The following is a 13,469-nucleotide window of genomic DNA, read 5'->3' on the forward strand; positions in this document are numbered from 1 at the left end:
CGGTGGCCGAACCCGTACAGGGGTATCGGCTCACCGACCTTCCGTCAATCACCCTGTCCGACACGGGATTCCCCATGTCAGACGCCATCTCACGGAGTTTCGCGACGCCATGGCCCGGGCCTGCGGCGCGTCAGTGGAGTGGACCAATGCCGGTGCCGGGCGGCGCCCGGAATCGATGACGCCCCTCGCGCCCGGTGTGTCGGCACCGGGCGCGACGAGCGATCCCCCGTGGAACCGGCCGGCGTGCGCGCGCCGTCGACGCCTGTCCTCTCGTCGACGCGTGCCGCGCCGTCAACGCGTGCCGACCGCGGCGCGCACGGCCCGCCGTGCCATGGCGCAGTCGTCGTGCAGCCGCCGCAGCAGCAGCCGCTGCTCCTCACCGGGCGAGACCGCACCGGAGGGGACGGGAACGGAACCGGCGGGCGGCGCCTCCTTGATGGTGCGCTGCACCGCCGTCTCGTACGTACGGATCTCCCGCGTCAGCACGATCATCAGGTTCACCAGGAAGGCGTCCCGCGACGCCGGACCCGCCTGCTGCGCCAGCTGGCTGATCTGACGCCGGGCCGGCGGAGCGTCACCCAGCACCGCCCACAGCGTCGCCAGGTCGTACCCGGGCAGATACCAGCCCGCGTGCTCCCAGTCGACCAGGACCGGGCCCGTGGGGGAGAGGAGGATGTTGGAGAGGAGGGCGTCGCCGTGGCAGAACTGGCCCATGCCCTGGCGGCCGCCCGCGTGCGCCAGACCGTGCAGCAGCTTCTGCAGATCGTCCCGGTCACGGTCCGTGAACAGGCCCAGCTCGTGGTAGCGCGCGATCCTCGTCCCGTAGTCGAGCGGCGCGTCGAAGGTCCCGGCCGGCGGACGCCAGGCGTTGAGCCGGGCGATCGCACCGAGCGCCGCACGGATGTCCGCCCGGGGCGGAGCCTCCACGGGGTGGCGCGTCAGCGCCGCCGCCCGTCCCGGCATCCGCTCGATCACCAGCGCGCAGTTCTCCGGGTCCGCGGCGATGAGCCGCGGAGCGCGCACCGGCGGGCGGTGCCGGACGAAGGCGCGGTAAGAAGCTATTTCGTGCTGGAACCGCTCGACCCACGCGGGGGAATGGTCCAGTAAACACTTCGCGACCGCCGTCGTCCGCCCGGTCGTGCCCACGATCAGGACCGAACGGCCACTGCGCCGCAGCACCTGCACCGGGTTGAACTCCGGGCAGATCCGGTGGACGGACGCGATGGCCATGCGCACCTGCGCGCCCTGCGGGCCGGACAGATCGATTCTCCCGCTGGGCGGCTGGGTCACACCCCCCGGCCAGCGCCGGGCCCGTACGGGCTGGGCCGCGGGGGCGAGATACGGTCCGCTGCCGGCCGGCACGGAACGGTGCTGCGGCCGGGGCGGGGCGGACACGGAGGACGATGCTGTGTACATGGAGGAGACAGATCCCTTCGTGTGCCGACGAGTTGCGTGCGTCGCCCCGCCCGGCCTCCGGTCCGCACCCTGGGGAATGAGGGCCGGTTGCCAAGGCGGGGTGGCGCGTTCCTACCCGACACCCGGGCGCGGGTGGCGGAACATCGGGCGCACCCTGGCGAACCCTGGCGAATAGTCGCCAGCCCTATGACACGGGGTTACTGTCAACTCAGCCGAGAACCTGGGGGCTTAGACGTGACCGGACAAACCAACACCCGCCTGTCGGACCTCTTCGGCCTCACCGGCTGGTCCAAGGGCGAACTCGCGAGACTCGTGAACCGGCAGGCGGCGGCCATGGGCCACCCCCAGCTGGCGACCGACACCTCGCGGGTGAGGCGGTGGATCGACATGGGGGAGACCCCGCGCGATCCCGTTCCGCGGGTGCTGGCAGCACTGTTCACCGAGCGACTCGGCCGTGTCGTGACCATCGAGGACCTCGGGTTCGTACGACACGGGCGCGCCGGGAAACGGCAGAACGTCAGGAATGACGACAACCCTGACGGGCTGCCGTGGGCGCCCGAGCGTACGGCGGCGGTCCTCACCGAATTCACGGGAATGGACCTCATGCTCAACCGACGCGGCCTGGTGGGCGCGGGCGCCGCACTCACCGCGGGCGCCGCACTCAGCAACGCCATGCACGACTGGCTCCACACCGACCCCGCACGCAAGACCGACCTCCCGCGTGGCACCGATCCCCTCCACGCCGACCCCGCCGGGTTCGACCGCTACGAGGCCGCCCCCATCGGGTCGGAGGAGATCGAGGCACTGGAGCGCTCGGTGGAGGTGTTCCGCGCCTGGGACGCCTCCCGGGGCGGCGGCCTCCAGCGCAAGGCGGTCGTGGGCCAGCTCAACGAGGTGGGCGGCATGCTCGCCTACCGCCACCCCGACCACCTCCAGCGGCGCCTGTGGGGCGTCGCCGCCAATCTGGCGGTCCTCGCCGGCTGGATGTCCCACGACGTGGGCCTCGAACCCACCGCCCAGAAGTACTTCGTCATCGCCGCCCACGCGGCCCGCGAGGGCGGCGACCGGCCTCGCGCGGGCGAGGCGCTCTCCCGCGCCGCCCGGCAGATGGTCCACCTCGGCCGGCCCGACGAGGCCCTCGACCTGATGAAGCTCGCCAAGTCCGGCTCGGGCGAGGAAGTCCTGCCGCGCACCCAGGCGATGCTGCAGACCATCGAGGCGTGGGCGCAGGCGTCGATGGGCAAGGGGCAGGCCATGAGGCGGACCCTCGGCGAGGCCGAGGAGCTCTTCGTCTCCGACCGGAACAACGAGAAGCCGCCGAGCTGGATGCAGAACTTCGACGAGGCGGACATGCACGGCATGCAGGCCCTCGCCTACCGCACCCTCGCCGAGCACGATCCGGCGGCCGCGGTACCGGCGCAGCGCCACGCCAAGCTGGCGCTCGAACTCCGCCGCAGCGGCCACAACCGCTCCAAGCTCTTCGACTACATCTCGCTCGCCTCGGCGTGCTTCATCGCCGACGACCCGGAACAGGCCGACCGGTACGCCCGGCTGGCGCTGGTGTCGATGGGGGAGACCTCCTCGCACCGCACCTGGGACCGGCTCCGCGAGATGTACCGGCTGACCGGGCAGTACGCGGGCTACGCCCGGATCGAGGACCTGCGCGAGGAGATCGCGCTCGCACTGCCCGGGCCCGCGACGAAGCGCCCCGGGTTCGGCGACGTCTGAGCCGCCCGTCCCACCGCACCGGCACCCGGGGCGACCCGCGGCACCCGCACCGTACGCCAGCACCAGGGCGGCCATCCCCGTACGTACGAGAGAAAGGGCACACCGGCGATCGCCGGTATGCCCACCGAGGCGCGGTCGCGCGCCTACCGACCGACCCGGACCACCATCACACAGGCGTCGTCCTCACGGGGGGCCTCGCCGAACTCCTCGACCACCGCGCGTACGCAGTCCTGCGCGTCCCGCGCCCCGGCCAGTCGTGGCGCGAGCGCGAGCAGGCGCCGCGTGCCCGAGTCGTCCTGCGCGCCGCCCGTACCCCGGGTCAGCCCGTCCGTGTGCAGGATCAGCAGGTCACCGGGGAGCAGCCGGACTTCGGCCTCCTCGTACGCGGCCCCGGTCGTCGCTCCCAGGAGCACACCGTCGGGCCGGGCCAGGGCGCGCCCCGTCCCGTCGCGGAAGAGCAGCGGGGCGGGGTGACCGGCCTGCGCCCAGGAGAGCGTCTGGCCCGCCGGGTCGTAACGGCAGCACATCGCGCTGCCGAGGGCCGGCTGCACGGCGGTTTCAAGGAGCTGGTTGAGATGGCTCATCAGGGCGCCCGGCCGGATCCCGGCCACGGCCATGCCGCGCAGGGCGCCGAGGAGCATGGCCATCGAGGAGGTGGCGGAGACGCCGTGCCCGGTCAGGTCGCCCACCGTCAGCAGCGCGTCCCCGTCCGGGAGGGCGAGCGCGTCGTACCAGTCGCCGCCGATCAGACCGGTCGTCGAGGCGGGCAGGTAGTGGCCCGCCACGTCGAGCGGCGCGCCCGGGCCGCCGTGGGCGAAGCTGAGCGAACCGCGCCAGGGCGGGAGCACGGCTTCCTGGAGCTCGACGGCGACTCGGTGCTCCGTGCGCTCGATGTGCCGACGGCGCTGGAGCGAGTCACGGGACTCACGGACCGCGCGCTCACTGCGGCGCAGTTCGCTGACGTCCCGTAAAACGGCCCACATGGAGGCGGTGCAGCCGTCCTCGTCGAGGACCGGCTCGCCCATCATGTGCAGCGTACGGACCCGGCCGTCGGTGCGGACGATCCGGAACTCGCCGTCGATCGGCTTCCCGTCGATCAGACAGTCCGTCACCATCGCCTGGAGCAGCGGCTGGTCCTCGGCGAAGACCATCGACGGAAGCTCGTCGAGCGACATGGGGCCGCTCTCCGGGGCGCGGCCGAAGATCTGGAACAGCTCCTCGGACCAGCTGACCTCGTCGGTGAGCAGATTCCACTCGGCGCTGCCCACACGGCTCAGCAGGGAACCGGTGGGCGCCGGGGCGGGATCGCCGTAGGCGGCGCCCGGTTCGGACGGGAAGCCGGTGCCGGTGTCGCTCTCCGGGGCGGAGCCGGGCGTGGTGGGCAGCTCGTCGGGGAGGCCGACCTTGAGCTGGCTCAAGTGGGAGCCCAGGTCGTCGAGTTGGTGCACCGCGAGATCGCACAGGGCGCGCTGCCAGCGGTTACGGGGGTCGTCCTCGTCCAGTACGGCGTCCCGGCGCACGGCGTCCACGTCACCGCGCAGACGGCGTGTCTGCGAGATCAACGCGTCCACCATGCCGGGCTCCGGCGGCTGGGCGGGACGGTCCGCGAACAGATGGGACGGCATGTCGTACTCCGATACAGGCGCGGCGCGGCCAGGTGTGGAAAACAAGGCCCGGACACGACTGTTGCACAGGCTGACGCAGGCCGTAAGCGATTTGGCAACACTCGATCCGGTGGTGCTTCTGACATATGCCAACGGCCCGCCGATTATCGGCCACCGGCTCTCGGGTTACGGTGCTGCTGTGGTGAGCGACGAGGTGGACACGGTGGGTACGGCGGTGCTGCTGGCGGCTGCGCCGACCGGACGGGGCAGGGCGATGGACGCGGCGTCGGTGCTTCCGGCGCTGGCGGCGGTGCCCCCGAGCGTGCTGACCGGCACGCCGTCGGCGACGGTGGTCGAACTGGCCGACCCGCTGGACCCGCAGACCGTTCTGACCCGGTTGCGGGCGGCCGCGGCGACGCCGGGGCCGATGGCGGTCTACCTCGCGGGCCAGGTCCATCTGGACCGCCGCCAGCACCTGCCGCATCTGGCGCTCGCCCGCACGACGTCGACGACGCTGCGCTACACCGGGCTGCCGTGGCACTGGCTGGCGGCCGAACTCGCGGTGCGCGGCCCGGGGACGACGACGGTGGTGGCGGACCTGGTCGTGGAGGCGGAGCTCTGGCAACGCCTGACCGCCACGCCCGGGCTCCTGTCCCTCGGGCCCGGCCCGCTCCTGTACGGGCGTGTCGCCCCGGCCCCTCGCCGTGGCGAGCCCGCCACACCGGAGTACCTGCGCACCTTCGCCACGATCTGGCGCACGGGCGCCCGTCCGTCCCTGGCCCAGCTTCACGAGGAGGCGGCCGCGCGCACGGCGGGAAGCGACGCGCTGCTGCTCGCCCCGACGGGGGCGCCACCGCATGCTGTCGGCCCCGCGGGGGAGGGGGCGGGGGGTGGATGGATTCCGACTCCGGTGACGGCCGGGCCGGTGGGACCTGGAGGCGGGGCCCCGGCGACGTCCCTGCCGGTGGCGCCGGGGTCGCTTCCGGGGGCGTCCGCGCCACTTCCTGTGGCGCCGGGGCTGCTTCCGGGGTCGGGGGCGTCTCTTGGCGTGCCGGCGGGGTCGCTTCCGGTGGCCGCGGCGCCCCTTCCTGTGGCGCCCATCCGTCCCGCGCCCACGGTGCCGGAACAGACCGCTCCGGCGAGCGAGTCGCGGACCGGCACCGGTCCTTCGGGTCCGGTGGTCGAGGCCGTGGCCCCGAGCGAGTGGCCGCCGCCGGCCGGCCTTCCCGCCCCGGGGGCTCCTGCCGGGTCGCTCAGGGAGGGAGCGACGCCGCCCGCAGGGACGTCGGGGCCGGTCGAGGTCTCCTCCGCGCCGCTCGGGGCGTCGTCGTTGTCCGGCGGCCTTGCGGACCGTGTCGTGCCGGCCGTGCCGGCCGTGCCGTCCGGGGCGTCGGCGGCGGTCGGTCCGGCGGCGCCCCTGGCTCCGGCAGGGGCTGCCCCCACCGACGGCGGGCGGTCGGGCCGCATGGGAGTGGATACGCCGCCCGGTGCGTGGCCGACTCCGGCCGGAGCCGCGGGCCCTGCACCGGTGGCGCCGCCTGTGCCGTCGGGCACACGGGGACCTTCGGGCACATGGGGGCCTTCGGGTCAGGCAGGCGCGGCGATCGCGCCCGGCGGGGGTCCTTCCCCCACCCCCGCGACGCCGTCCGATGTGACCGCCCGACCCGCGGAGCCGGCCCCGACCATGTCGCCGTCGTCCCGTTCGCCGCACGGCACCAGTGGTGGAGCGTCGGCCGTCGCAGCCGCTCACGACCCGCACCGCGAGATCCTCGCCGCGGCGCAGGCCGGACGGCACGGGGAGGCCATCGCGGTGGCGGCCGCCTGGGAACGGGAGGCGTTGCGGCGGTACGGCGCGCGCTCGCAGGAGGCCGTGCACTGGATGGAGGTGCGCGCCGACCTCGCGCGGCTCGCCGGAGAGCCCGCCCGCAGCTGCGAGTTGTGGATCGCCGCTGCCCAGGCCCGACTCGGCCTGCGCCAGGGCCCCGGCGACCCCGACGTCGAAGGCGCCGTCGACCGGGCCCACCACCAGTGGGAACAGATCCAGGACCCCGCCCGCGCCCGCGAACTGGGCCCCGCGCTCATCGCCCTGCGCCGCCAGGTACCGGGCCGTCAGCCCGGCGCGCTGGCCGCGCTCCAGCGCCGGATGCGCTGAGCCGGGGGCGACACGGCGGCCACCCGAAGCCGTGGCTCGGAGGCGCTCACCGCTCACACCCACGGCCGACCCGGGCCCCGCACCGGCGCGCCCGGGACGGCGCCGACGCTCCGTCATCTCGTCCCGGACGCGGAGCGCGCACGATCCGGCGGGAGTGCCATGATCGATCCATGGCCACCTCCTCCGCGCCGGCCGCGGGCCACCGGGCAACCTGGACGCTCACCACCCGACGGCTGCTGCTGCGGCCCGTGCGCACCGGCGACGTCCCGGCCGTCACGCGGCTGTGGACGGACCCGACGGTCCGTCATCACCTGGGCGGTCCGGTCGCCGACCACGTCGTACGGATTCGCCAGCGGCGGATCGTCGGGGCCCCCGGCGTCCACGCGGTGGTACGGGCGTCGGACGGGGCGCTGCTCGGCCTGGTGACGCTGGAGTGGGACGCGCGGGACGGGGAGACGGAGGTGTCGTACCAGTTCCTGCCCGAGCACTGGGGCCACGGCTACGCCCGCGAGGCCGTCGCCGCCGCCGTCGACCGGGCCCTGGAGGGCACGCCCAGCGTGGTCGCGGTGACCCAGGAGGCGAACGACCGCTCCCGGCGGCTCCTGGAGGGCATCGGCATGACCCACGCCGCCTCCTTCGAGGAGTTCGACGCCCATCAGGTGCTCTACCGCAAGCGGGCCTGACCTGTCCGCCGCGCCGTCAGCGCACCTTCTCGCCCGCCGCCAGGCGCGCGATCATCCGCTCCAGCCGCTGCGCCCGGACCTCCGGCGCCCGGGCCTGCCACAAGCGCAGGACCACCAGATACCGGTCGGTCTTCCCCAGGCTCTCGTAGAACTCCCGCGCCCGGTCGTCCGCCGCCAGAGCTGCCGTCAGATCGTCCGGCACGGTCGCCTCCCTCTGGGAGGGGTACGCGGACGCCCACCGCCCGTCGGCCTGCGCCGCCCGTACCTCCGCGAGCCCAGGCTCCCGCATCCGCCCGGCCGACAGGAGCGCCTCCACCTTGCGGACGTTCACCTGCGACCAGAGGCTGCTCCGCCGGCGTGGCGTGTACTTCTGGAAGTAGTACACGCCGTCCCCGCCCTTGCGCTGCCCGTCGATCCAGCCGAAGCAGAGCATGCAGTCGAGCACCTCGGGAAGGGACAGCGACTCGCCCCCCGCACCCTTCCTGGCGATCCTCAGCCACACACCGGGGGCCTCGGCGTGGTGTGTCTCCAGCCAGGACTCCAGCTCCTCGACCGTCGTCACGGTCATGATCTCGAGCCCCTCGTACCGCTCCACGGACCAGCCCCCTGTCGTCGCCGAGCGGCGGAAACCGCCCGGTGGACAGGGTAGGCAGCGGCGGGCGGGGCCGCGCCGCCGCTCGCACGGGAGGACGGCGCGGATCCCGGTGGGCGCGTCAGAAGCGTGCGTGGGTGGTGATGTCCGACTCGAACTGGGTGATCATCTCCGGCGTCACCGTCGGGCGGCACTGGGCGATCGCCTCCAGATAGTCCGCGGTGCTCGCGCCCGGTACCCGTTCCTCGACGCCACCTCGGGCCCCCACCGCGACGAGGTCGCGCTCGAAGGAGTTCTGGGCGGCGATCCGGGCCGCGTGCTCGATGTCGGCCGGGGTGAACAGCTCGCTCGCCGTGACCAGTTCGTCGATGTCCACATCGGCCCGGCCGCCGGTGTAGCGCGCCCAGATCGCGGCCCGGGCGGCCTTGTCGGGCGTCCCGATGGGGATGAGGTAGTCGAACCGGCCGGGACGGAGGAAGGCCGGGTCGAGGGAGCGGATCGAGTTGGTCGCGCAGACCAGCAGCCGTTCGTCGCGCTCCCGGAAGCCCGGTATCAGCTTGAGCAGTTCGTTGGTCACGCCGTGCATGCCGCCGGGCTGCGCGGGCTCGGAGCGGACCGGTGCGATCTCCTCGACCTCGTCGATGAAGACCAGGACCCGCTCAAGCTCCGCGATCCGGGCGAACGCGGAGCGCAGCGCGGCCGCCAGGTTGCCCTCGTCGGCGAGACGGGAGGGCAGGATCTCCACGAACGGCCAGCCGAGCCGCGAGGCGATGCCCCGCGCGAAGGTGGTCTTGCCCGTACCCGGAGGGCCGAACAGGCCCACCGCGCGCGGCGGGCGCACACCGTGCCGCGCCGCGCGCTCCGGCTCGGCGAGGGGAAGCACGACACGCCGTTCGATCAGGTCCTTCTCGCGCTCCATGCCGGCCACCTTGGCCCACAGGTCGCCCGGCAGGAGCCGTCCGCCGAGGTCGTCGAGCAGGTTGGCGGCGGGCCCGTGCAGCGGCTCGACCTTCTCGAAGTAGGCGACGGCCGGCTGGCGCGTGTAGCCGGCGTTGAGGAGCCCCTCGCCGAGCAGGTCCTCCTCCGGGAGTACGTACGCGATCCGCCCGACCCGCGCCGCGACGAGCCGCCGCTCCAGCTCGACCAGGAGCGCGCTGGCCAGGCCCCGGCCGCGCCACGCCGAGGAGATGGCGATGCGCATCACCCAGGCCCGCTCGCCGGTCACACAGGCCAGGGCCGCACCGATGGGCGCGCCCTGGTGGACGGCGACGACCGCGGGCTGACGGGAGGTCAGGGCGCCGATGCACTCGGCCAGGGAGAAGACCGACTCCTGTCCGAGTTCGGCCGTGGTGTCGATCAGATGGACCACAGCGGCGAGATCGCTCTCGCGGTAGTCGTGGATGAGCCAGTTCACCGGTACCGCCCCTCGTTCGTACTGATGCGGCGAGGCTAGGGGCGGCCGGGGAGGCGGGTCGTGCGCCAGTGTGCACAAGGCGGGACCGGTGAATGCTACGAACCGTCACTGGCCAGGGCGTGTCCGTACTGCGCGGAAGCCGCCGGAAACGGGCGAAGCCCCCGGAAGGAACCTTCCGGGGGCTTCGGAGCACTACTGCCAGTACGCGGGCTACCGTCAGTACGCGGGCGCGAGCTTCGGGTTCGGGCCGTGGGCGTTCTCGGTCTGGTTGCCCTCGCTCGCGTAGAACACGATGAGGATGATGAAGCCGACGAGCGGCACCAGGCCGATGAGGATCCACCAGCCGGAGCGGCCGGTGTCGTGCAGTCGGCGGACGGAGACCGCGAGCGCCGGGATCAGCACGGCCAGCGTGTAGATCAGGCTGAGCAGCTGGATGCCCAGCGCGGCGTCGATGACCGAGAGCACGATGCTGATGAGCACGTTGAAGAGCGTGAACATCCAGAATTCCTTGCGGCGCGCACGGCCGCTGAATACCGCGTACTTCTTGAGAACGTCGAGGTACCAGTTCACTTTGTCCCCCCAAGGACTGGGATGTGATGCGGGAGCCTGTCCCTGTGGAGCAAGCTTACGCAGAACTTATGTGGCCGAAACGGCGTGGGTCAATTCGTTACCTGCTAGGGGGCATTGGGCGCCGGTGTGTCTGGGTTTGTGCCGCGTGTGCGTGAACGCACAAGGAACGGTGCCGCATCCACGCGGATGCGGCACCGGTCGGAAGAGGATCAGTGATGGGTCACGTCTTCCTCTTGCTCATCAGCAGACCGCCTGCGACGAGCGCGAAGAGGCAGACGCACGCGCCGGTGATGACGTTGCTCAGGATCGCACCGGTGCCGGGGTCCCTGACGACCACCCAGGGAGAGATGATCAGCCAGGCGCCCATCAGCAGGACGGCGAGGTTGAGATCGCCCGTCCGCTCCGGAGCCATCGACATGCACAGGCCGACGACCGCGAGCGCGATACCGACGACCAGGTTGCTGAGGGCGAGTTCTGGCCTGGCGGCTGCGAAGTGAACCGTGTATGCGGAGATCGCTGCCCAGACACCCGCGAGCATCACGAGTTCTTCGACTGCCGTGACGCCCCGGGTCTGGAGCATCCTGGAGTAGCGCTCACGCATTTCTGGTGCGTCAGGGTGGCCCCTGATATCACCGGGACGGTGAGAGACGTCAGACATACGACTCGCCTCCTTCTGGCGTCATACACGTCTGACCACGCGTGCGGCATTGTGCCGCGGTTTCATTGTGCTCTTATCTGGCCTTTATGTGTAGTTCTGTCCGGTAAAGGATGCGCACAGGAAACGGCCTGCGGATGTGCCGCTACCGCCGGACGAAGAAACCGTCCGGTGAACAGTTGCCGATGCGATCACTGCGGCGGGGCCGATGTGCGGGCGGCCGGTCCGGAGGGCCGGCCCGGCGTAGCCTGGAAGAGGACTCGGGGTTGTCACGCGCCACCGCCGGGAGGCGGATGATCATGACCGGATTCGTGCGGCGGAGCTTCGACTCCGCGGATGAGACCCGCCCCTTCGAGGAGGGCAAGGGCAGGCTGGACCTGCTCACCACCGAGCACGGCCCGGTGGGCCGGGCGGTTTTCGAGCCGGGCTGGCAGTGGTCGAAGCACGTCAAGCCGATCGCGGGCACCGACAGTTGCCAGGCGTCCCACGTCGGTTATGTGGTGAGCGGCCGGATGAAGATCGTCATGGACGACGGCGAGTCCGGCGAGGTGGGTCCGGGAGACTTCTTCACGGTCACCCCCGGGCATGACGCGCTGGTCCTCGGTGACGAACCGTGCGTGGCCCTGGACTGGGTCGGCTTCGGCGACTACGCCACGGCCCAGAGCACCTGACCCCTGACGGGGGACCGTGAGCCGCCGTCGCGAGGGCGCGGCCGGACCGGATATCCGCTGATCACGGGGGCGTTGGGCTGTTATCGTCGCCCGCATGCCCGAACTGATCGCCCCCACGGCACGTCTGCACTCCTCCTGGCTCGAAGCTCATGCCGAGTGGAGTCCCGGTGCCCACCAGGACGGTGCCGGTATGCGGCTCGCGCTGGACGGCGCCTTGGCGATCCCCGAGGTCTTCGCCGCGTGGGTGGGCCGACTCCGCGACCAGTCCGACCCCACGAGGCCGCTCGCCGAAGGCTCGGTCCACGCCACCCACTGGTGGATCGTCGAGGACGGGGCGTACCTGGGCGCCATCGATCTGCGACATGAACTGAACGACATCCTGCTGCGGGCCGGCGGCCACATCGGCTACAGCATCCGCCCCTCCGCCCGCCGCCGGGGACTCGCCACCTGGGCCCTGGGCGCGGTCCTCCCCGAGGCCCGCGCGCTGGGGCTCGACCGCGTCCTGGTGACGTGCGACGACGACAACATCGCCTCGGCGCGCACCATCGAGCGCAACGGCGGCGTTCTGGAGGACATCCGCGAGACGGAACTCGGCCGCAAGCGACGCTACTGGATCGCGCTGTGAGCGGCGGGCACGAGGGCGGGATCCGCGACGAGAACGGGAAAGCCGCCGACGCGACGGGGGCGAGCGGGGCGGCCAGGCTCGTCGAGACCCGCCAGGCTGCCGAGGACGCCCGGGCGGCCGACCCGAGCGGCGTCGTCAGGGCCCCCGCCGCCGACGAGCCGGGTGCGACCGGCGGCGCCGCGGAGGTCTCCCAGGCCGTCGCCGCCGAGCTGCGGCTCATGGACCCGGCGGTCCGCACCTCCCGGTCGCTCGCCGCCGCACTCCTCGACCCCGAGTTCGTCGAGATCGGCGCCTCCGGCCGCCGCTGGACGTACGACACCATGCTCGCCGCACTCCCCGAGATGGCCGGCGCCACGGAGGACGGCCCACGCCACGAGCCCTCCGCCATGACAGGAGTCGTGCTGGCACCCGGCATTGTCCATCTGACCTACGAGACGGTCATCGACGGGCATCGCGCCCGCCGCAGTTCACTGTGGCGCCGCACGGCCGACGGCACCGGATGGCGCATGTACCACCACCAGGCGACACCCGTACCCGAAGGCGTCGTCGACCCGTCGTAGCACCACCGCCGAACCGGCCGGAGGGCCGGAACGTCAGCCGTAGGCGTCGGTCACGCAGTCGGCGTCGCACGCGCCGCGCTCGTACTGCCGCCGCAGGGCCGCGGCGGCCCGTGGCCGCTCGACGTCCACCTGCCCGAAGTGCTCCCGGGCCACCCGTTCGACGTCCTCGACGGTGACGATGACCGGCTCACCCGGTGCGGCCGCCCCGCGCGCGGAGGCGATCGCCACGTCGGCCGCGCGCAGCAGAGCCCGGGCGGAGGCGCGCTCGGCCACCGCCCGCGCCCGCTTGGGGGACAACGGCCTGACGGCGCGCCCCTTCCAGGTGGCTCCCGCCGCCATCAAGGCCGCGCCGGTGGCCAGGATGACGATTCCGACCGCTGTATCGGAGCCGATGGTCACCGCCCCGCCCCTCCCGTCGACCCGCTCCCAGGCGGACCACTGTATCGACCTGCCGTTCGGATTCGACCTGCTCGACGCCGAGGGCGACGCACCGTCGCGGACGCTCGCCGACGCGGATGCGCCGGGCCTGGGTCTCCTTCGTGTGCGAGCAGGACCCGGGGAGAAGTGGCCGCCGTGCACGGCGGAGAGCCGCGCCACGATGGTCCGGGACGCCGACCCGCGCATCGGGCGCGACGGCTGAGGCAGGTCCGCGAGATCTGGCCGGCCTGACCGGTCACGCCTCCCTGGCGGTGCCGCCGAGCCGACACACCTTCAGCATCGCCCCGAAGCCGGCCAGCGCCCCCAGCACCCGCGGATGACGCGGGGCGGCGAGCAGGGCGGCGACGGCGACGGCGGTGAC

At 72.8% G+C, this 13,469-nt stretch carries 14 protein-coding genes; 7 read left to right on the forward strand and 7 right to left on the reverse strand.

Annotated elements, in window-relative coordinates; translation table 11 throughout:
- Positions 1–291: 291 nt before the first annotated feature.
- Positions 292–1,416 (reverse strand): aminoglycoside phosphotransferase family protein, encoded by a 1,125-nt coding sequence (locus ACWDX6_RS26645; protein WP_451487422.1) that lies wholly within the window; start codon positions 1,414–1,416, stop codon positions 292–294.
- Between the two features lie 234 nt (positions 1,417–1,650).
- On the opposite strand from ACWDX6_RS26645, the gene ACWDX6_RS26650 reads away from it, so the two are divergent.
- Positions 1,651–3,144 (forward strand): DNA-binding protein NsdB, encoded by a 1,494-nt coding sequence (locus tag ACWDX6_RS26650; protein ID WP_451487423.1) that lies wholly within the window; start codon positions 1,651–1,653, stop codon positions 3,142–3,144.
- A 143-nt stretch (positions 3,145–3,287) separates the two neighbouring features.
- Here the strand turns inward: ACWDX6_RS26650 and ACWDX6_RS26655 are convergent, their stop codons facing one another.
- Complete coding sequence (locus tag ACWDX6_RS26655; RefSeq protein ID WP_451487424.1) at positions 3,288–4,769, reverse strand: PP2C family protein-serine/threonine phosphatase; 1,482 nt, start codon at positions 4,767–4,769, stop codon at positions 3,288–3,290.
- Between the two features lie 178 nt (positions 4,770–4,947).
- On the opposite strand from ACWDX6_RS26655, the gene ACWDX6_RS26660 reads away from it, so the two are divergent.
- Positions 4,948–6,900: a hypothetical protein gene (locus ACWDX6_RS26660; protein WP_451487425.1), complete on the forward strand. Its 1,953-nt coding sequence runs from the start codon at positions 4,948–4,950 to the stop codon at positions 6,898–6,900.
- Between the two features lie 170 nt (positions 6,901–7,070).
- On the forward strand, positions 7,071–7,583 hold the full coding sequence (locus tag ACWDX6_RS26665) for a GNAT family N-acetyltransferase (RefSeq protein ID WP_451487426.1): 513 nt from the start codon (positions 7,071–7,073) through the stop codon (positions 7,581–7,583).
- 16 nt (positions 7,584–7,599) lie between these two features.
- Here the strand turns inward: ACWDX6_RS26665 and ACWDX6_RS26670 are convergent, their stop codons facing one another.
- The 4 genes from ACWDX6_RS26670 to ACWDX6_RS26685 all read right to left on the reverse strand — a co-directional run bounded on the left by ACWDX6_RS26670 (position 7,600) and on the right by ACWDX6_RS26685 (position 10,760).
- Complete coding sequence (locus ACWDX6_RS26670) at positions 7,600–8,151, reverse strand: YdeI/OmpD-associated family protein (protein ID WP_451487427.1); 552 nt, start codon at positions 8,149–8,151, stop codon at positions 7,600–7,602.
- Positions 8,152–8,296: 145 nt separating this feature from the next.
- Positions 8,297–9,589, reverse strand: coding sequence for an ATP-binding protein (locus ACWDX6_RS26675; RefSeq protein ID WP_451487428.1), 1,293 nt, complete (start codon positions 9,587–9,589; stop codon positions 8,297–8,299).
- Between the two features lie 216 nt (positions 9,590–9,805).
- Complete coding sequence (locus ACWDX6_RS26680) at positions 9,806–10,159, reverse strand: DUF805 domain-containing protein (RefSeq protein WP_451487429.1); 354 nt, start codon at positions 10,157–10,159, stop codon at positions 9,806–9,808.
- A 220-nt stretch (positions 10,160–10,379) separates the two neighbouring features.
- Positions 10,380–10,760 (reverse strand): SPW repeat protein, encoded by a 381-nt coding sequence (locus ACWDX6_RS26685; RefSeq protein ID WP_451487430.1) that lies wholly within the window; start codon positions 10,758–10,760, stop codon positions 10,380–10,382.
- Positions 10,761–11,113: 353 nt separating this feature from the next.
- Between ACWDX6_RS26685 and ACWDX6_RS26690 the strand changes: the two genes are divergently transcribed.
- From ACWDX6_RS26690 to ACWDX6_RS26700, 3 genes are all read left to right on the forward strand, one after another.
- Positions 11,114–11,485 (forward strand): cupin domain-containing protein, encoded by a 372-nt coding sequence (locus ACWDX6_RS26690; protein WP_451487431.1) that lies wholly within the window; start codon positions 11,114–11,116, stop codon positions 11,483–11,485.
- Positions 11,486–11,579: 94 nt separating this feature from the next.
- Positions 11,580–12,110 (forward strand): GNAT family N-acetyltransferase, encoded by a 531-nt coding sequence (locus ACWDX6_RS26695; protein WP_451487432.1) that lies wholly within the window; start codon positions 11,580–11,582, stop codon positions 12,108–12,110.
- Positions 12,111–12,319: 209 nt separating this feature from the next.
- Complete coding sequence (locus ACWDX6_RS26700) at positions 12,320–12,670, forward strand: nuclear transport factor 2 family protein (RefSeq protein ID WP_451487435.1); 351 nt, start codon at positions 12,320–12,322, stop codon at positions 12,668–12,670.
- 33 nt (positions 12,671–12,703) lie between these two features.
- Here ACWDX6_RS26700 and ACWDX6_RS26705 read toward each other — a convergent pair whose 3' ends face one another.
- Positions 12,704–13,069: a hypothetical protein gene (locus ACWDX6_RS26705; RefSeq protein ID WP_451487433.1), complete on the reverse strand. Its 366-nt coding sequence runs from the start codon at positions 13,067–13,069 to the stop codon at positions 12,704–12,706.
- Between ACWDX6_RS26705 and ACWDX6_RS26710 the strand changes: the two genes are divergently transcribed.
- Complete coding sequence (locus ACWDX6_RS26710; RefSeq protein WP_451487434.1) at positions 13,062–13,310, forward strand: hypothetical protein; 249 nt, start codon at positions 13,062–13,064, stop codon at positions 13,308–13,310. The two genes, ACWDX6_RS26705 and ACWDX6_RS26710, sit on opposite strands and share 8 nt — an antisense overlap.
- Positions 13,311–13,469 lie beyond the last annotated feature (159 nt).

It is taken from the genome of Streptomyces sp. NPDC003027, from assembly GCF_053591435.1.

Coding starts and splice junctions, on each gene's coding strand:
- ACWDX6_RS26645 (WP_451487422.1), bottom strand. CDS start 1,416: ATGTACACAGCATCGTCCTCCGTGTCCGCCCCGCCCCGGCCGCAGCAC.
- ACWDX6_RS26655 (WP_451487424.1), bottom strand. CDS start 4,769: ATGCCGTCCCATCTGTTCGCGGACCGTCCCGCCCAGCCGCCGGAGCCC.
- ACWDX6_RS26665 (WP_451487426.1), top strand. CDS start 7,071: ATGGCCACCTCCTCCGCGCCGGCCGCGGGCCACCGGGCAACCTGGACG.
- ACWDX6_RS26670 (WP_451487427.1), bottom strand. CDS start 8,151: ATGACCGTGACGACGGTCGAGGAGCTGGAGTCCTGGCTGGAGACACAC.
- ACWDX6_RS26685 (WP_451487430.1), bottom strand. CDS start 10,760: ATGCGTGAGCGCTACTCCAGGATGCTCCAGACCCGGGGCGTCACGGCA.
- ACWDX6_RS26690 (WP_451487431.1), top strand. CDS start 11,114: ATGACCGGATTCGTGCGGCGGAGCTTCGACTCCGCGGATGAGACCCGC.
- ACWDX6_RS26695 (WP_451487432.1), top strand. CDS start 11,580: ATGCCCGAACTGATCGCCCCCACGGCACGTCTGCACTCCTCCTGGCTC.
- ACWDX6_RS26710 (WP_451487434.1), top strand. CDS start 13,062: ATGGTCACCGCCCCGCCCCTCCCGTCGACCCGCTCCCAGGCGGACCAC.